This is a genomic window from Achromobacter veterisilvae (assembly GCF_900496975.1).
Classification (GTDB): domain Bacteria; phylum Pseudomonadota; class Gammaproteobacteria; order Burkholderiales; family Burkholderiaceae_B; genus Achromobacter; species Achromobacter veterisilvae.
In genome coordinates, this window is the sequence record NZ_UFQC01000012.1 from 1 (window position 1) to 17,887 (window position 17,887).

General features: G+C 67.2%; 12 protein-coding genes. 5 read left to right on the forward strand and 7 right to left on the reverse strand.

Going from position 1 to position 17,887, the window contains the following annotated elements:
* On the reverse strand, nt 1-492 hold a 492-nt coding region (locus tag AVE30378_RS12945), incomplete at its 3' end, for a YbfB/YjiJ family MFS transporter (RefSeq protein ID WP_129241281.1).
* Between the two features lie 65 nt (nt 493-557).
* Here AVE30378_RS12945 and AVE30378_RS12950 point away from each other — a divergent pair.
* Complete coding sequence (locus AVE30378_RS12950; RefSeq protein ID WP_129241282.1) at nt 558-1,424, forward strand: LysR family transcriptional regulator; 867 nt, start codon at nt 558-560, stop codon at nt 1,422-1,424.
* Here the strand turns inward: AVE30378_RS12950 and AVE30378_RS12955 are convergent.
* The 4 genes from AVE30378_RS12955 to AVE30378_RS12970 all read right to left on the reverse strand — a co-directional run bounded on the left by AVE30378_RS12955 (nt 1,421) and on the right by AVE30378_RS12970 (nt 9,618).
* Nucleotides 1,421-2,056 carry an OmpW/AlkL family protein gene (locus AVE30378_RS12955; RefSeq protein ID WP_129241283.1) on the reverse strand — a complete coding sequence of 212 codons (636 nt, stop codon included), beginning with the start codon at nt 2,054-2,056 and terminating at the stop codon, nt 1,421-1,423. The genes AVE30378_RS12950 and AVE30378_RS12955 overlap by 4 nt on opposite strands.
* A 198-nt stretch (nt 2,057-2,254) precedes the next feature.
* Nucleotides 2,255-3,721 carry a glutamate synthase subunit beta gene (locus tag AVE30378_RS12960; protein WP_129241284.1) on the reverse strand — a complete coding sequence of 489 codons (1,467 nt, stop codon included), beginning with the start codon at nt 3,719-3,721 and terminating at the stop codon, nt 2,255-2,257.
* Nucleotides 3,722-3,729: 8 nt separating this feature from the next.
* Entirely contained in the window at nt 3,730-8,469 is a 4,740-nt protein-coding gene (locus AVE30378_RS12965; protein ID WP_129241285.1) for a glutamate synthase-related protein, read from the reverse strand.
* Between the two features lie 408 nt (nt 8,470-8,877).
* On the reverse strand, nt 8,878-9,618 hold the full coding sequence (locus tag AVE30378_RS12970) for a hypothetical protein (RefSeq protein ID WP_129241286.1): 741 nt from the start codon (nt 9,616-9,618) through the stop codon (nt 8,878-8,880).
* A 234-nt stretch (nt 9,619-9,852) separates the two neighbouring features.
* On the opposite strand from AVE30378_RS12970, the gene fghA reads away from it, so the two are divergent.
* From fghA to rpoH, 3 genes are all read left to right on the forward strand, one after another.
* The gene (fghA, locus tag AVE30378_RS12975) at nt 9,853-10,719 is read left to right on the forward strand and encodes an S-formylglutathione hydrolase (RefSeq protein ID WP_129241287.1); all 867 of its coding nucleotides are present in this window, start codon (nt 9,853-9,855) and stop codon (nt 10,717-10,719) included.
* Nucleotides 10,720-10,805: 86 nt separating this feature from the next.
* A complete protein-coding gene (locus AVE30378_RS12980) occupies nt 10,806-11,495 on the forward strand; it encodes a hypothetical protein (protein ID WP_129241288.1) in 690 nt (229 codons plus the stop codon).
* Between the two features lie 272 nt (nt 11,496-11,767).
* Nucleotides 11,768-12,652, forward strand: a complete 885-nt coding sequence (gene rpoH, locus AVE30378_RS12985) for an RNA polymerase sigma factor RpoH (protein ID WP_129241289.1) — start codon at nt 11,768-11,770, stop codon at nt 12,650-12,652.
* 446 nt (nt 12,653-13,098) lie between these two features.
* Here rpoH and cpdA read toward each other — a convergent pair whose 3' ends face one another.
* Nucleotides 13,099-13,938, reverse strand: a complete 840-nt coding sequence (cpdA, locus tag AVE30378_RS12995) for a 3',5'-cyclic-AMP phosphodiesterase (protein WP_129241291.1) — start codon at nt 13,936-13,938, stop codon at nt 13,099-13,101.
* Between the two features lie 190 nt (nt 13,939-14,128).
* On the opposite strand from cpdA, the gene AVE30378_RS13000 reads away from it, so the two are divergent.
* Nucleotides 14,129-16,831, forward strand: a complete 2,703-nt coding sequence (locus AVE30378_RS13000; protein ID WP_244235033.1) for a cation:proton antiporter — start codon at nt 14,129-14,131, stop codon at nt 16,829-16,831.
* A gap of 15 nt (nt 16,832-16,846) precedes the next feature.
* Here AVE30378_RS13000 and AVE30378_RS13005 read toward each other — a convergent pair whose 3' ends face one another.
* Entirely contained in the window at nt 16,847-17,659 is an 813-nt protein-coding gene (locus AVE30378_RS13005) for an NUDIX hydrolase (RefSeq protein WP_129241292.1), read from the reverse strand.
* Nucleotides 17,660-17,887: the final 228 nt, after the last annotated feature.

Here is a 17,887-nt window from a genome sequence, read left to right on the forward strand (position 1 = left end):
CAGCGCCAGGCAGGCCAGCCCCGTCAGCGCGATGCCGGCGCCCACGCCGGCGTAGGCCACGGCGGACGCGCCCGCCTCTCGCGGGTCGCCCGCGGGCACGGGCCGCCAGGCCGCCACGCAGATGAAGGCGCTGGCGCTGGCGTAGCCGGCGGCCAGCCGCAGCGCGCACCAGGCGGCCATCCCCTGCCAGAGCGGCATGGCCAGCGTCAGCAGGGCCACGGCCAGCAGGCTGGCCGCCAGCGTGCCGCGCAGCCGCCGGACGGGCCAGGCGACGGCCGCCAGCGCGCCGAGCAGGTAGCCGGCGTAGTTCGCCGAGGCCAGCCAGCCGCCTTGCGCCAGGGACAGGCCGGCTTCCTGCGCCATCGAGGGCCAGACCGGCGTAAAGGCGAACCGGCCGATCCCCATGGCCGCCGCCAGGGCCAGCGCCGCCGGCCAAGCCAGGGCGGCCGCGCCGCGGAAATGGGGGGCGGGAGACGTAACGGGCGTTGACATGTCCCCTACTCTACGGCTGTACTAATATCTTTAATAGTGAATTATTAAGAACTTGAGTTCTTGAAATGAGAAACTTGGATCTCGACGCGCTGCAAATATTCAAAGCGGTTGCCGACCAGGGCGGCGTGGCGCGCGCCGCCGCGCACCTCAATCGCGTGCAGTCCAACGTGTCGACCCGCCTGAAGCAACTGGAGGCCTCGCTGGACGCGCCGCTCTTCCGGCGCCAGAACCGCCGGCTGGTGCTGTCGGACCAGGGCCGCGTGCTGCTGTCGTATGCCGACCGTCTGCTGCGCCTGTCGGATGAGGCGCAGGCCGCGGTGCGCGAAGGTTCGCCGCGGGGCGTGCTGCGCATCGGCACCATGGAAAGCACCGCGGCCGCGCGCCTGCCGCCCATCCTGGCCGCCTATCACGCGTCCTGGCCGCGGGTGCGCATCGAACTGGTGACGGGCACGTCGGCGGCGCTCGCGGCCAAGGTGCGCAACTACGACATCGAAGCCGCCTTCGTCGCCCGGCCGTTCCCCGCCGAGGGGCTGGCGGCGATGGACGCGTTCCAGGAAGAGCTGGCGCTGATTTCGCCCATGGCCTGGGATCCGGTCCGGAGCGCGAAAGAACTGGGGAACCGCAGCGTCATCGCGTTCGCGGCGGGATGCTCGTATCGCCGCATCCTGGAATCCTGGCTGAACCAGGAAGGCGTGACGCCGGGCAACGTGATGGAGTTCGCGTCGTATCACGCCATCGTGGCGTGCGTGGCCGCGGGGTCGGGCGTGGCCATCGTGCCGCGGTCGGTGCTGGCTGTGCTGGGGACGGCGCATTCCGTGCGCGTTTGCGCCCTGCCCGGTCCCCATGGCCAGGCCCTGACGCAACTGGTCTGGCGCGCCGACGACGATACGCCGGCGCTACAGGCCTTGCGGCAGGAACTGAAGGCCGTTTAGAAGCGGTAGCCGACGCCCAGGGTGGCGACCCAGGGATTGATGCGCGCGGTGCCGATGTGCTGGCCGTCCAACTTGACCTTGGACGAGATGTCGATGTAGCGGATGTCCGCGTTCATGAACCAGCGCTCATTGATCTTGATGTCGGCGCCGAGCTGCGCGGCCACGCCCCACGAATCCTTCAGCTTCAGGCTGGAGCCGCTGAGCGCGCCTTCGGTCTTGGTGTCGAAGAAGTGGGTGTAGTTGATGCCGACGCCGATGTAGGGCTGGATCATGCTGTCCGGCAGGATGTGCCATTGCAGGCTCAGCGTGGGCGGCAGGTGCTTGGTCGAGCCGATCTTGCCCAGGCCGCTGCCGCGGATGTCGTGCTCGAAAGGCCAGGCGCCCAGCAGTTCGAGGCCGATGTTGCGCGTGGCCATATAGGTCAGGGTGAAGCTGGGGCGGACATTGTTGTTGACGTCGAGCTTGACGCCGCCGTTCAGCACGCTGCCGTTGTTGGAATCCGGGCGCACCTGCGTGACGCCGACCTTGAGCAGCACATCCCCGGCTTCATGCGCATGCGCGGGGGCGAGCGAGGCGGCGGCGAGCAGGCCGGCGATGGCGGTGGCGCGAATAGGCCCGTTCAGCGAAAACATTTCTCTTCTCCGATCTTTCCATGGGTTGAGCACACAGATTCGCAGACCTGGCGCCGGCCACGATTGATATGTGTCAAAGCGTGAAAAGACCGCGTTGAAAAAGTGGTTATGTCGCAACATCGGGCCGCGCGAGGGCGCGCGCCAAAGAAAACGCCGCCGGCGCGGGGAGCTCGGCGGCGTCGGGGGACCGTCGCGGGATCAGCGCGGCAGTTCGCTGCTTCCCATCAGGTAGGCGTCGACGGCGCGCGCGCACTGGCGGCCTTCGCGGATGGCCCAGACCACCAGGGACTGGCCGCGGCGCATGTCGCCGGCGGTGAAGACCTTTTCCACGTTGGTGCGGTAGTCATCGGTATTGGCGCGCACGTTGCCGCGCGCGTCGCGATCCACGCCGAAGGCGTCGAGCACGGTCTGGACCGGCGACACGAAGCCCATGGCCAGCAGCACCAGGTCGGCCTTGATCTCGAATTCGGAGCCTTCGGCTTCGCGCATCTTCATCTGGCCGGTGGCTTCGTCCTTGAACCATTCGACGCGGGCGCCGACCAGCTTTTCAACCTTGCCGTTGCTGCCCTTGAACAGCTTGGTGGTCACGGACCAGTCGCGCTCGCAGCCTTCCTCGTGCGAGGACGAGGTGCGCATCTTCAGCGGCCAGTAGGGCCAGGTCATGGCCTTGTTTTCGGATTCGGGCGGCTGGGGCATCAGTTCGAACTGCGTGACCGAGGCCGCGCCGTGGCGGTTGCTGGTGCCCACGCAGTCGGAACCCGTGTCGCCGCCGCCGATCACCACCACGTGCTTGCCCTTGGCCAGCGTCTGGTCGGTAAGGCGGTCGCCGGCCACGGCCTTGTTCTGCTGGCGCAGGAAGTCCATGGCGTAATACACGCCCGACAGTTCGCGTCCCGGCACCGGCAGGTCGCGCGGGGTTTCGGAACCGCCGCTCATCACCACCGCGTCGAACTCGGACAGCAGCGATTCCGGCGTGCGCACGGTCAGGCCGTCGGCCACCGGGTCGCCCGGATTGCCGATGTAGGTCGACGGCGCGAATTCCACGCCCTCGGCCTCCATCTGCGAGATGCGGCGGTCGATCTGGTGCTTTTCCAGCTTGAAATCGGGGATGCCGTAGCGCAGCAGCCCGCCGATGCGGTCGCTCTTTTCGAACAGGGTCACGGAATGGCCGGCGCGGGCCAGTTGCTGCGAGCACGCCATGCCGGCGGGGCCGGAACCCACGACGGCGACCTTCTTGCCCGTCTTGCGCGCCGGCACCTGCGGAGCCACCCAGCCTTCGGCCCATCCCTTGTCGATGATGGCGTGCTCGATGGACTTGATGCCCACGGCGTCGCTGTTGATGTTCAAGGTACAGGCGGCTTCGCACGGCGCCGGGCAGATGCGGCCCGTGAACTCCGGGAAGTTGTTGGTGGAGTGCAGCACTTCGAGCGCGCGCTTCCAGTCCTGCTTGTAAACCAGGTCATTCCAGTCCGGGATGATGTTGTTGACCGGGCAGCCGTTGTTGCAGAACGGGATGCCGCAATCCATGCAGCGCGCCGCCTGCTGCTTGGCCTGGTCGTCGTTCAGGTGCAGCACGAACTCGCGCCAGTTCTTCAGGCGCTTCTGCGGGGCCTCGGAGGCCTCCTGCAGGCGCTGGTATTCCATGAATCCGGTGATCTTTCCCATGATTTCCCTCACGCAGCCAGTTGTTGCGGGTTGGCTGCACGCCACATTTCACCCAATGCGCGGCGGTAGTCCGTCGGCATGATCTTTACGAATTTGCCGCGCGAGGCTTCCCAGTCGCCCAGGATCTCGCGGGCGCGGAAGCTGCCGGTGTAGCGGAAGTGGTCTTCCACCAGGCGGCGCAGGATGGCTTCGTCCGTTTCGCGTTCGCCGCCGCGCTGCGCGCTGTGCCAGGTGTCCATGCCGTTCTGCGCGACCTGTTCGGCGTGCGAGGAGACGGCTTCCAGTTCGACCATGGACAGGTTGGCGCGGTGCTTGAGCGTGCGCTCCGGATCCCACACGTAGGCCACGCCGCCGGACATGCCGGCCGCGAAGTTGCGGCCCGTCGCGCCCAGGACCACGACGGTTCCGCCCGTCATGTATTCGCAGCCGTGGTCGCCCGTGCCTTCCACCACCGTGGCGGCGCCCGAGTTGCGTACCGCGAAGCGTTCGCCGGCCACGCCGTTGAAGAACGCCTCGCCCGCCAGCGCGCCGTACAGCACGGTGTTGCCGGCGATGATGTGGTCGGGGCCGAAGCCGCGGAAGTCGTTGGGCGAGCGCACGATGATGCGGCCGCCCGACAGGCCCTTGCCCACGTAGTCGTTGCCTTCGCCCACCAGGTCCATGGTGATGCCATGGGCCAGGAACGCGCCGAAGCTCTGGCCCGCCGTGCCGTTGCACTGGATGTGGATGGTGTCGTCCGGCAGGCCGTCATGGCCGTAGCGCGAGGCCACCGCGCCCGACAGCATGGCGCCGATGGTGCGGTTGCGGTTGCGCACCGGAACGATGAACGAGACCTTTTCGCCGCGCTCCAGCGCGGGCTTGCTGCGTTCGATCAGTTGATGATCCAGCGCGCCGGCCAGGCCGTGGTCCTGCTCTTCGGTCTGGCGCACGTCGGCGTCGGATTGCGTCTGGTGGAACACGCGGGCGAAGTCCAGGCCCTGGGCCTTCCAGTGCTCCACGCCCGAGCGCATGTCCAGCAGGTCGGCGCGGCCGATCAGGTCGTCGAACTTGCGGATGCCCAGTTGGGCCATGATTTCGCGGACTTCCTCGGCGATGAAGAAGAAGAAGTTCACGACGTGCTCGGGCTTGCCCTGGAATTTCTTGCGCAGGACCGGGTCTTGCGTGGCCACGCCCACCGGGCAGGTATTCAGGTGGCACTTGCGCATCATGATGCAGCCTTCCACGACCAGCGGCGCGGTCGCGAAACCGAATTCGTCGGCGCCCAGCAGCGCGCCGATGACGACGTCGCGGCCGGTCTTCATCTGGCCGTCGGCCTGCACGCGGATGCGGCTGCGCAGGCGGTTGAGCACCAGCGTCTGCTGTGTTTCGGCCAGGCCCAGTTCCCACGGCGTGCCCACGTGCTTGATGGAGGACACCGGCGACGCGCCCGTGCCGCCGTCATGGCCGGCGATCACGACGTGGTCGGCCTTGGCCTTGGCCACGCCCGCGGCCACCGTGCCCACGCCCACTTCGGACACCAGCTTGACCGATACCGAGGCCTTGGAATTCACGTTCTTCAGGTCGTGGATCAACTGGGCCAGGTCTTCGATCGAGTAGATGTCGTGGTGCGGCGGGGGCGAAATCAGGCCCACGCCCGGCACCGAGTAGCGCAGCTTGGCGATGTATTCCGACACCTTGTGGCCGGGCAACTGGCCGCCTTCGCCGGGCTTGGCGCCCTGGGCCATCTTGATCTGGATCTGGTCGGCGGACGACAGGTATTCGGCGGTCACGCCGAAACGGCCCGAGGCCACCTGCTTGATCTTCGAGCGCAGCGAGTCGCCCTTCTTCAGCGCGACGTCCGCTTCGATGCGGTCGGAGCCCAGCAGCGAGGCCAGCGTGTCGCCGTCCTTGACGGTGCTCTTGCCTTCGCGCATTTCGGCGCGGTAGCGCAGTTCGTCTTCGCCGCCTTCGCCGGTGTTGGACTTGCCGCCGATGCGGTTCATGGCCACGGCCAGCACCGAGTGCGCTTCGGTGGAAATCGAGCCCAGCGACATGGCGCCGGTGGCGAAACGCTTGACGATATCCTTGGCCGATTCGACGTCGTCCAGCGGGATGGCGCGCGACGGATCGAAACGGAACTCGAACAGGCCGCGCAGGGTCATGTGGCGGCGGCTCTGGTCGTTGATGATCTGCGCGTACTCCTTGTACGTGCGGTAGTTGTTGGCGCGCGAAGCATGCTGCAGCTTGGCGATGGAATCCGGCGTCCACATGTGCTCTTCGCCGCGCACGCGGTAGGCGTATTCGCCGCCGGCGTCCAGGTCGTTGGCCAGGACCGGGTCGGTGCCGAAGGCGGCGCGATGCTGGCGCAGCGCTTCTTCGGCCACCTGGAAGATGCCGATGCCTTCGATGTTGGACGAGGTGCCGGTGAAGTATTTGTTGACCAGGGCGCTTTGCAGGCCCACGGCTTCGAAGATCTGCGCGCCGGTGTAGGACATGTACGTGGAAATGCCCATCTTGGACATGACCTTGTTCAGGCCCTTGCCGATCGCCTTGATGAAGTTCTTGACCGCCTTTTCGGGGTCGTTCATCTTGCCCAGCGATTCCAGCGCCAGGTAGGGGTGGATGGCCTCGGCGCCGTAGCCGCCCAGGAGCGCGAAGTGGTGCACTTCGCGCGCCGAGCCGGTCTCCACGACCAGGCCGGTGTTGGTGCGCAGGCCGGCGCGGATCAGGTGCTGGTGGACGGCGGAAGTCGCCAGCAGGGCGGGGATGGCCACGCGCTCGCTGTCGACCAGGCGGTCGGACACGATCAGGATGTTGTAGCCGCTGCGCACCGCGTCGACGGCGCGCGCGCACAGCGCGGCCACGCGGGCTTCGATGCCCTCGGGGCCCCAGGCGGCGGGGTACGTGATGTCCAGTTCGAAGCTGCGGAACTTCTTGCCGGTCACCTGTTCGATGTCGCGGATCTGCGCCATGGCGGCGAAGTCCAGCACCGGCTGGGTCACTTCCAGGCGCAGCGGCGGGTTGACGTTATTGATGTCCAGCAGGTTGGGCTTGGGGCCGATGAACGACACCAGCGACATCACCATCTGCTCGCGGATGGGGTCGATCGGCGGGTTCGTGACCTGCGCGAACAACTGGCGGAAGTAGTTGTAGAACGGCTTGGCACGGTCGGACAGCACGGCCAGCGGGGCGTCGTTGCCCATCGAGCCGATCACTTCCTCGCCGCTCGCGGCCATGGGTTCGAGGATGAACTTGTAGTCTTCCTGGGTCCAGCCGAAGGCCTGCTGGCGGTCCAGCAGCGAAACGGACGACTGCGTGGCCGCGGGGGCCTGGCGCGGGGCCGGCAGCGATTCCAGCTTGATCTGCAGGCGCTCGATCCACTGGCGGTAGGGGCGGCTGTTGGCCAGTTGCAGCTTGATCTCGGCGTCGTCGATGATGCGGCCCTGTTCCAGGTCGATCAGGAACATCTTGCCCGGCTGCAGGCGCCACTTCTTGACGATGCGGTTCTCGGGGATGGACAGCGTGCCGGCTTCGGAGGCCAGGATGACCATGTCGTCATCGGTGACCAGGTAGCGGGCCGGGCGCAGGCCGTTGCGGTCCAGCGTGGCGCCGATCTGGCGGCCGTCGGTGAACGCGACCGCGGCGGGGCCGTCCCACGGCTCCATCATGGCGGCGTGGTATTCGTAGAAAGCGCGGCGGCTTTCGTCCATCTGCGTGTGCTGCTCCCAGGCTTCCGGGATCATCATCATCATGGCGTGGGCCAGCGAATAGCCCGAATTCACCAGCAGTTCCAGGCAGTTGTCGAACGTGGCGGTGTCGGACTGGCCTTCGTAGACGATGGGATACAGCTTCTTCAGGTCGTCGCCCAGCACGGCGGACTGCATCATGCCTTCGCGGGCGCGCAGCCAGTTGAAGTTGCCCTTGACCGTGTTGATTTCGCCGTTGTGGGCGATCATGCGGTACGGGTGGGCCAGCGGCCACGCCGGGAAGGTGTTGGTCGAGAAGCGCTGGTGCACCAGCGCCAGGGCGGACACCGTGCGCGTATCGGCCAGGTCGCGGTAGTAGCGGCCGACCTGGTCGGCCAGCAGCAGGCCCTTGTAGACCACGGTGCGCACCGAGGCCGAGGGCACGAAGTATTCCTTGCCGTGCGCCAGGTGCATGTTCTGGATGGCGTGGCTGGCGGTCTTGCGGATCACGTACAGCTTGCGCTCCAGCGCGTCGGGCACCATCACGTCGGCGCCGCGGCCGATGAACAACTGGCGGATCACGGGTTCGCAGGCGCGCACGGTGGGCGACATGGGCATGTCGACGTCCACGGGCACATCGCGCCAGCCCAGCACCACCTGGCCTTCGGCGCGCACGGAGCGCTCCAGTTCCTGTTCGCAGGCCAGGCGCGACGCGGTTTCCTTGGGCAGGAACACCATCGCCACGCCGTACTCGCCGGGAGGCGGCAGGATGATGCCCTGGTGGCTGAGTTCGTCGCGGTAGAGGGTGTCGGGAATCTGGATCAGGATGCCGGCGCCGTCGCCCATCAGCTTGTCCGCGCCGACCGCGCCGCGGTGGTCCAGGTTTTCCAGGATCTTCAGGCCCTGCTGGATGATGGCGTGGCTTTTCTTGCCCTTGATGTGCGCGACGAAGCCGACGCCGCAGGCGTCATGCTCGTTCTTGGGATGGTACAGACCCTGGGCCGGCGGCAAGCCGATGCGGCTGGCGTCGATGGGGGCCGCCTTGGGCGGGGGACAGGATTCGATCTGGGTGTTTTGGGGCATGGCGCGCTCCGCAGTGGGCCTGCGTCGTAATGTTGCAGTGCAGGAGACGGACAATACCCCCGTCATGAGTAGGGTGCAACAGGAATAAACAGGGTTTGTCCCCATTTATATTGGGGTTTTGCCATAGAGGTTTTATAGAGGGACGTATCAAGAGCCGCGCCGCCAGGGGCTGGGCAAGGGGGTATGCACCAAGGGGGTGCGGCCGGCGTCGTTGGATCCCCGTTTTTCCGGTAATGCGTCCCTTGTTTTTCCTCAATTCCGGATGGGATTGGAACGGGTCTCAGTGTTGCGCGGATGCCAATGCCGGCGCGTGCCCTGGGCGATGCCACGGCCACGCGCGCAGACGCGCGCCGCCCTCGCGGGTTGCGCGCGGAACTCGCTGGGTCCGCCGCCAGGGCGGGCCCGGAATCAGGAATTGGGGGTGGAGGAAGGCTCGGCGTCCGCCGGCGCCGGGGCGGCGGGTTTCTTGCGGGGGCGTCCGCGCTGGCCGGGAGCGACGCGCCGGCTGGCGGTATGGGCCAGGCTGGCGATGAAGCTGGGGCCGCCCAGCGCCCATTGGCCGGAAACCGCCTGGTCGATGCGCTGGCTTTCCTCGCGCGACAGGCCGTCCTGCAGCCGCTTGCGGTAGTTGGCCTGGCGGTCGAACGGGGTGTTGCCGCAGGCCCAGTAATCGGCGTGGTCGGATTGCCATTGCGCCGGCGCCGCGGTGGTGTTGCCGGTGTGGCTGGCGGCGGAGGACCAGGGCCAGGAATCGGGATCCTGCGAGGCGCCGCTGCGCACGGGGTAGGTTTCCAGCCAGACCAGGGCCGGCAGCACCCAGGCGCCCGGCTCCAGCAAGGCGGAACGGTAGCGCCCCGCGAAGACCCGGCCGCCGCGCAGCCGCGCCGCCAGGTTGCGGCCCAGCGTCTGCATCAGCCGCGGCAAGCCTTCTTCGTCCGCCGGGGTGGCCAGCAGCAGGATGCGGTCGTTGGCAAGCAGCCAGCCGTGAACCGAGACGCGATGGCGTTGGGCGGATTCGCCCAGCCAGGTGGCCAGTTGGTTCAGGATGTCGGCCGGCGCGGGTTGCGACGGCGCGGCCAGCGGCTGGATGAAGTTGGCCTGCACCAGTTGGGGCAGCCCAGGGGCGTACAGACGGGGCAGACGGGCCATAGTGTCAGGACTTGCGTATCCGGAAGAACGGTTTGTCTTCTCTCACGGTATATAAATAGTGCCACGGTAGGCGCTGGTCAAGTCCCGTGATCACGATATGGGCAAGGAACTGTCATTTTTTTCGCTGTCCGTACCCGAGAAAGCGCAGGTTAACATTTGGCGACGGAACGTCGTACCGTGGATATACCCTAACCCGCCGGCGTTTTTTTTACCCCTCACGACTGGAGAAGACCTATGGCCGCGGCCCTGGAGCTCATTTCGCAGCATCGCTGCTTTGGCGGCTGGCAGCGCTACTATCGCCACGAGTCCGCGGAGATCGGCCTGCCCATGCGGTTCTCGGTCTACGTCCCGCCGCAAGCCGAACAGGGCCCGGTTCCCGTGCTGGTCTACCTGGCGGGGCTGACCTGCACGGAAGAAACCTTCATGATCAAGGCTGGCGCCCAGCGCCTGGCCGCGGAACTCGGCGTCATGCTGGTCGCCCCGGACACCAGCCCCCGCGGCGCCAACGTGCCGGGCGAGGACGAAAGCTGGGACCTGGGCACCGGCGCGGGGTTCTACGTCGACGCCACCACGCCCGCCTGGCTGGCCCACTACCGCATGTACAGCTACGTGACCCAGGAATTGCACGGCATCGTCACGGGCGGCGCCCTGCCGGGCGACGCGTCGCGCACAGGCATCTTCGGCCATTCCATGGGCGGCCACGGCGCCCTGGTGCTGGCGCTGCGTAATCCCGGCAAGTTCCGTTCGGTGTCGGCGTTCGCGCCCATCGCCGCGCCCAGCCAGTGTCCGTGGGGCAAAAAGGCGTTCGGCGCCTACCTGGGCGCCGACGTCGACGACTGGGCCGCCTATGACGCGTCGGCGCTGATGCGCCAGGCCCGGCGCCCGTTTCCCGGCGGCATCCTGATCGACCAGGGGGAGTCGGACCAGTTCCTGGCGGAACAGTTGTATCCCGAGGTATTCGAGGCCGCCTGCGCCGCCGCGGACCAGCCGCTGACTCTGCGCCGCCACGGAGGCTACGACCATGGCTACTACTTCATCTCGACCTTCATCGAGGATCACATCCGGTTTCACGTCGAGCGGCTTGGAAAACCGGCGGCCTGAGGGCGCTTCTATACTGGCGGGCCCGCCGCGCCCGGGGCCCGGCCCGGCCGCCGCCCGCGGCGTGTTCTTAGAAAGGAACGCCTGACTTGATCAACGGAATCGCTCCCTTTGTCTGGATACTGCTGGGCGCCATCGTCGTCCTGTTGCCGGGAATCGTCATGCTGCTGGGCCGGGGCGGCCCGCGCGACGAACGCGGCCGCAAGATATTCCAGTTCCGGCCGGTGCGCCGCCTGTTCGGGCTGATGCTGGTATTGCTGGGGGGCGTGTCCGGCCTGCTGGCCCTGTCGCTGGTGCAGTTCTTCCGCCTGACCGCCGACGAGTCCGTCGCCCGCATCGAAATCCGGCAACTGGCCGAGGGCCAGTTCCAGGTCGACGCCAGCGCTCCGGGCAGCGGGACCCGGCAGTACGTGCTGTATGGCGACCAATGGCAGATCGACGCGCGGGTCGTCCGCTGGAAGGTGCCGGCGCTGATGGCGGGCGCGCCGCCGCTGTACCGCCTGGAGCGGCTATCCGGCCGGTACAGCGATGCGGCCCGCGAGGCCACGGCCACGCGCTCGGTCCATGCGCTGGACGACTGGCCCGCCCCGGACCTGGCCTCGCTGAAGAAGAATTTTCCGAACTGGTTCCCCTTCGTCGATGTCCAATTCGGCAGCGGCGCCTATATGCCTTTGTTCGACGGCGCCCGCTACCAGGTTTACATGGATCCCCGGGGCGCGCTGTTCGTCCGGCCGGACGGAGAGGCCACCGCCGAGGGCTTGAAACGCCTGGGCTGGTAGGAAAGCCCCCACGCCGCGCCCGCTGCGCGGGCTTGCTGCCCCCCCGCGGGGGCTGCGCCGCCTTGGGGCGGCCCGGCGGCGGCGCGGCCATTCTTGCGAAAATTTGCTGCCCCAATGTCGCGCCCGCTGTTCGGGCTTGTTGAAAATAAATGGGGACGAGCTATGCGGAAGGAAACTTTGACGCGCCGCAATAGTCGAATTAGCACTCCCATTGCTAGAGTGCTAACATCGAATCCATGTCGTTACCCCTTCGCCTTCCGGAGACTCCCGCTATGAAACAACCCAGTACCTCGTTGGCCGCTTCCGGCAACGCCCTGGCGTTGGCCATTGCCAATCCGGGCGCACTCGGCACGATCGACGCATACATTTCCGCGGTGAACCGCCTGCCGGTCCTGTCGGCGGAACGTGAAACCGAGCTCGGCCGCCGCCTGCGCGACCAGGAAGACCTGGGCGCCGCGCGCGAGCTGATCCTGTCGCACCTGCGGCTGGTGGTGTCGGTGGCCCGGCAGTACCTGGGCTACGGCTTGCCCCACGCCGACCTCATCCAGGAAGGCAATGTCGGCCTGATGAAGGCCGTGAAGCGCTTCGATCCCGAACGCGGCGTGCGCCTGGTGTCGTTCGCCGTGCACTGGATCAAGGCGGAAATCCACGAATACATCATCCGCAACTGGCGCCTGGTGAAAGTCGCGACCACCAAGGCCCAGCGCAAGCTGTTCTTCAATCTGCGCAGCATGCGCCCCGACGGCCAGACGCTGGATCCCGACCAGGTCGACCACATCGCGCGCGAACTGAACGTGCGCCGCGAAGACGTGAGCGAAATGGAAGTCCGCCTGTCCGGCCGCGACATGTCGCTGGAAAACCAGGACGACGACGATGACAGCTACGCGCCCATCGCCTACCTGTCCGACGAAGGCCGCCAGGAACCCACGCGGGTGCTGGAACGCGCCGCGCGCGACCAACTGCAAGGCAGCGGCCTGAGCGACGCGCTGGAGGCGCTGGACCCCCGTTCGCGCCGTATCGTCGAAGCGCGCTGGCTGCAGGACGACGGCGGCGCCACGCTGCACGAACTGGCGCAGGAATTCGGCGTCTCGGCCGAACGCATCCGTCAGATCGAGGCCGCCGCCCTGAAGAAGATGCGGGGCAACCTCGCGGCCTAAGACACCGCGACGTTCATGCAAAGGGCCGCTTCCGCGGCCCTTTCGTTTTCTGGCGGCCCGGCTAGGCGGCTTGCATAATTTGATACAAATTCATCCGGAAATTTTGCACCGCGCCAGAAACTTAATGGGGATCGCGCCGCCTAACTTCATGTAGACCGCGAACTTCGGTTGGTAGTCTTATCGTCCGTCTCGGCTTCTCCTCTTTCCCCTCCCCTATGAGACGGATGTTTGCGGGGCACCATGCATATCGGTGCCCCGTTTTTTATTTGGGCCCCCACGCTGCGCAAGCTTCGCTTGCTTGCTGCCCCCCCACGGGGGCTGGCCCGCCTTGGGGCGGCCCGGCGGCGGGCCGGCCATTTTTGTGAAGGCTGTGGTGGACACCCGCGCTGCGCACGCTTCGCGTGCTTGCTGCCCCCCGCGCGGGGGCTGGCCCATCTTGGAACGACCTACGCCGCCCGCGCCTTGTCCGGCGCGGCCAGGGCCGTGTGCCACAGCGCGTCCTGCACGCGCCGCACGCCCGTCGCCATCGACCCGTCCTGGTACAGCTTGATCCAGCGGTAGCCGGGCGCCATGTTGTCCACCACGTGCTTGCCGTCCCGGATGCTGAACTGGAAGCAGGTCGACGGCGTGGCCAGCATGCGCAGGTTGTGGCGGCGGCGGTCGAACTCGTGGTGCACGTGACCCCACAGCAGCACGCGGACCTGCGGCCAGCGCGCCAGCAGTTTGAACAGCGCCTGCGGGTTGTCGATCATCATCGTGTCGTGCCAGTGGCTGTCGATCTGCATGGGGTTGTGATGCATCGCCACCAGGGTGTGGCGGCCGGGCGCCTCGGCCAGCGCCGCTTCCAGCATGTCGAGCTGGGCGTCGGGCAGATGGCCCGCGTTGGAACCCGGCACCGTGGTGTCCAGCGTGACGACGCGCCAGGCGCCCACGTCGGCCACCGGGACCGACCATTCCGCCAATTCCTGGCGCATCACGGCCGGCAGGTCGTGGTTGCCCGGCAGGCAGCGCACGCAGGCGCGGTCCAGCGCGGGCGCCTCGGACAGGATGGCGGCGAAGCGCCGGTAGGCCGCCGCCTCGCCGTCCTGGGACAGGTCGCCCGTGGCCAGCAGCAGGTCGGGATGGCGGCCGTCGGCCTCGATCTGGCGCAGTACGGCGCGCAGGCTGGCGTCGGTATCGACGCCCAGCATCGAGGTGCCGGCTTCGCCGAACAGATGGCTGTCCGTCACCTGGACCAGCATGGCGGGCGCGTCGTCGCGCCGGGTCAGTGAATGGATGCGGGCCAAATGCCGCTCCTGAAAAGTGGGTGCAATTCCACATTACCCAAAAAACATGGCGCAGCGCGTATCGCACGCCCGCATTGGGGTAACGAAACGTGCATTCTCGACGATTCTCTGTGGTTCCCGGCCCGGGCTGGAGGAAAAAAGCCGCTATTCTTGTGAAACTTCAGATTCAAGATCGGACGCGGCGCTAATAATGAATGTCGGTTTTCTCGTATTCGGCCTGGCCGGTTTGCTCACGCTGGTCTGTTTCATGCCGCCCCTGGCCGGCCGCCTCAAGCTGCCGTATTCGGTGCTGCTGGCCATCGTCGGCTGCCTGCTCGGCATCATTGTGCACGTGCATGGCTGGGCGCCTAGCTGGATCGGCGACTTCCTCGACTCCCTGGAACACTTCGAGATTTCGTCGGAAACCTTCTTGATGGTGTTCCTGCCGGTGCTGCTGTTCGAGACCGCGCTGTCCATGAACGTGCGGCGCCTGATGGACGACATCGGCCCCATCCTGATGATGGCCATCGTGGCCGTGGTGGTGTGCACCGTGGTGGTCGGCGTGACCCTGGACGCCATTTCGCCCTACGGCATGGTGGTCTGCCTGCTGCTGGGCGCCATCGTGGCGACGACCGATCCGGTGGCCGTGGTGGGCATCTTCCGGGAAGTCGGGGCGCCCAAGCGCCTGACCACCCTGGTCGAAGGCGAAAGCCTGTTCAACGACGCCGCGTCCATCGCCTTGTACTCGGTGCTGCTGGCCGTCCTGAGCGGACATGGCGAGCTGACCGTCAGCGGCATTTTCAACGACTTCATCGTGCACTTCATCGGCGGCGGCCTGGCCGGCTTCGCGATGGGGCGCCTGGCCTGCCTGCTGTTCGCCTGGCTGCGCGGCTTTCCCACGGCGGAAATCACGCTGACGCTGACGCTGGCCTACCTGTCCTTCTTCATTTCCGAGCACTACCTGAACGTCTCGGGCGTGGTCGCCACGGTGATCGCCGGCCTGGTGGTCGGGTCCGCCGGCCGCACGCGCATGTCCCCCACCACCTTTGAACACCTGGCCAGCTCCTGGGAGCAGTTCGGGTTCTGGGCCAATTCGCTGATCTTCCTGTTCGCGGCGATGCTGATCCCCAAGCTGATGGCGGCCGCCGACTGGCAGGAACTGGTGCTGGTGGCGGTGCTGTTCGTGACCACGCTGGTGGCCCGCGCCATCGTGGTCTTCGGCCTGTTGCCGCTGCTGGGCATGACCCCTCTGAGCACCAAGGTCAGCAATCCGTACAAGGTGGTGATGTTGTGGGGCGGACTGCGCGGCGCCGTATCGCTGGCGCTGGCGCTTGCCGTCACGGAACAGACCGGCGTGCCCGAAGAAGCGCGCCAGTTCATCGCCGTCGCCACCACGGGCTTCGTGCTGATCACGCTGTTCGTCAACGGCATCAGCCTGCGTCCGCTGATCCGCATGCTGGGCCTGAACCAGTTGTCGTCCGTGGAGCGCACCATCCGCAACCAGGCCCTGGCCGTGGCGCTGGAAGACCTGCAGGGCAAGACGGACGAGGTTGCCAGGACCGAGCACATCGGCACCGAGGTCCGCGACCGCATCCGCGCCGTGTTCGACGCCAGCCTGACCAGCGTGCACGACGGCCAGGTCAGCCAGATGAGCGACGACCAGCGCGTCGCGGTGGGGCTGGCCATCGTGGCGCAGCGCGAAGAGGAAATGTTCTTCGACATCCTGAAGGCGCAGATCGTGGACTGGCGCATGGCCGAGGCCCTGCTGGCGCGGGCGGAACGGCTGGAGGACGCGATCCGGCTGGGGGGCATCCCGGGCTTCGAGCGCGCCATCGTCGCCGACGTGCGCTATTCCACCGGATTCCGCATCGCCCTGCGCCTGCACTACCTGTTCGGGTTCCAGGGCTGGCTGGCGCGCGAACTGGGCCAGCGTTTCGCCAACCTGATGAGCAAGCGGTCGGTCGCGCAGCGCCTGATCGTGTTCGCGCGCGAGCAGATCACGCCCCTGCTGGGCGAGGAAGCGACGCAGCGCATCGTCATCCTGCACCAGCGCCGGCTGGACCTGATCGAAAACGCCATGCAGGCCCTCAACCTGCAATACCCGTCCTATGCCCAGTGGCTGCAGGAAAGCTACCTGGGCCGCGTGGCCCGCGAAATGGAACGCATCCGCTATCGCGACATGCTCGAGCAATTCCTGATCAGCGGCGAGGTGTACGCGGACCTGATGGCGCAATTGAAGAGCCGCTGGGCCCATATCGACAAGCATCCGCCGCTGGACATCGAAATGAGCGCGGCCGAACTGATCAAGCGCGTGCCCCTGTTCGAAGGCCTGTCGGCCGACTCCCTGCGGGCCATCAGCAAGCTGCTCAAGCCGCGGCTGTCGCTGCCGGACCAGCGCGTGCTCACCAAGGGCCGGCATGGCGAAGAGATGTGCTTCGTGGCGTCCGGCGCCGTGGCCGTGCATCTGCCCGACGACACCATGATCGAACTGGGCAGCGGCGAATTCTTCGGCGAACTCGGGCTGCTGGGAGAACAGCAGATCATGCCGGACGTGACTTCGCTGGGGTACAGCAAGCTGCTGATGCTGTCCTCGCGGGATTTCCACGCCCTGCTGGCGCGCGATGAAAACCTGCGCGAGCGCATCCAGCTCGTGGCCAAGCAGCGCCTGCGCGCGATCGAGGTGTGGAAACAGTTCTCGCAGGCCAACGCCGCGCCCGCGCCGGCTCCTGCCCCGGCCTCGGCGCCCAGCCCGGCCCAGGCGGCCGAAGCCGCGGAGGCCGCGGGGGTCAGCACGCCGTCCGGCGCAGGCGCGGAAAGCGCGGAGACCGCGCGCGGGACGCCCGGCGCCGGCACGCCGCAAGAGGGCGTGCCGCCGGGCGAGATCCTGGGCGAGCCGGGAGCCGTGCCTCGCTAGTTGGGGTGGAAGGCCCTACGCCGGGATTTCGCCCGCCGCGCGGCGCTGCATGATGTCTTCGACGATCACCAGCGCCGCTTCCAGCGTGAATTCGCCGTCCGTCACCCGGCGCACGGCCGTGGCCACGTCGACCGTGGCGATTTCCATGACTTCGCCGTCGCGGTTGGCCGGCCGGGCGTCGGACGCCAGGATGCAGGTGCTGGTCAGGACGTCTTCGACCTGATAGCCCTCGGGCAGGCGGCGATGGATGCGCAGGATCGTGCGCAAGGGCGAACGCCGCCCCAGGTCGGGCTCGTCCAGCCCCGCCTCTTCGCCGCATTCGCGCACCAGCGCCAGTTCCAGGTCCTCGCGGCTGCCGGCCAGGCCGCCCACCAGCGTGTCCCACATACCGGGATCGGTCGATTTGCTGAGCGCGCGGCGCGCGACCCACAGCCGGCCGTCCGGCGTCCACGCGTTCAAGTGCACCGCCTTGGTCAGCAGCCCCAGGGGGCGGACCGCGGCGCGTTCGATCACGCCCAGCGGTTCGTCGCCGTCCATGACGTCCAGCAATTCATCGCGCCAGCCGCGCAGGCAGTTGGCTTGGCGCAACAGTTCCGCGGCCTGTTCGAGCACGCCGTCCAGGCCCGCGCCCGGCGCCATGCCCGTGCCGATGCGCAAGGCCTCGCCGTCCGCTTCGATGCCCGCCGCGCCGCGCAGGGCGTCGCAGGCCGCGTGCGTGGCCCAGCCGCAGCGGCGCCCCGCTATATATAAGGCGCGCGCGCCGTCGGGGGCGGGCTCCTGGGCGCGCGCGCGCAGGGCGGCATACAAGTCGGACAACTGCTGTTGCATCGTGGGGCCGTGGTGGTGATGTTGTCGACGATTTTATGCCAGCCGGTTTTCCGCGCGCGGTCAAGAGGGCGCGGCCAAATGGGGGCGGCGCCGATGAATTCAAGGGCACTAACCTACATCTGTTTGCGCGTCCGCTATAATCCGGCAGTTTCTTTGTGATTTCGAGTGGGAACGACAGGGGCCGCTCTATCTCCCTGCCTCGCCCTGCCATCTAATAATTGCGCGTTG

Excerpts from the sequence above, each read along its gene's own strand:
- AVE30378_RS12950 (WP_129241282.1), top strand. The coding sequence starts at position 558 with ATGAGAAACTTGGATCTCGACGCGCTGCAAATATTCAAAGCGGTTGCC.
- AVE30378_RS12955 (WP_129241283.1), bottom strand. The coding sequence starts at position 2,056 with ATGTTTTCGCTGAACGGGCCTATTCGCGCCACCGCCATCGCCGGCCTG.
- AVE30378_RS12960 (WP_129241284.1), bottom strand. The coding sequence starts at position 3,721 with ATGGGAAAGATCACCGGATTCATGGAATACCAGCGCCTGCAGGAGGCC.
- AVE30378_RS12965 (WP_129241285.1), bottom strand. The coding sequence starts at position 8,469 with ATGCCCCAAAACACCCAGATCGAATCCTGTCCCCCGCCCAAGGCGGCC.
- AVE30378_RS12970 (WP_129241286.1), bottom strand. The coding sequence starts at position 9,618 with ATGGCCCGTCTGCCCCGTCTGTACGCCCCTGGGCTGCCCCAACTGGTG.
- fghA (WP_129241287.1), top strand. The coding sequence starts at position 9,853 with ATGGCCGCGGCCCTGGAGCTCATTTCGCAGCATCGCTGCTTTGGCGGC.
- rpoH (WP_129241289.1), top strand. The coding sequence starts at position 11,768 with ATGAAACAACCCAGTACCTCGTTGGCCGCTTCCGGCAACGCCCTGGCG.
- AVE30378_RS13000 (WP_244235033.1), top strand. The coding sequence starts at position 14,129 with ATGAATGTCGGTTTTCTCGTATTCGGCCTGGCCGGTTTGCTCACGCTG.
- AVE30378_RS13005 (WP_129241292.1), bottom strand. The coding sequence starts at position 17,659 with ATGCAACAGCAGTTGTCCGACTTGTATGCCGCCCTGCGCGCGCGCGCC.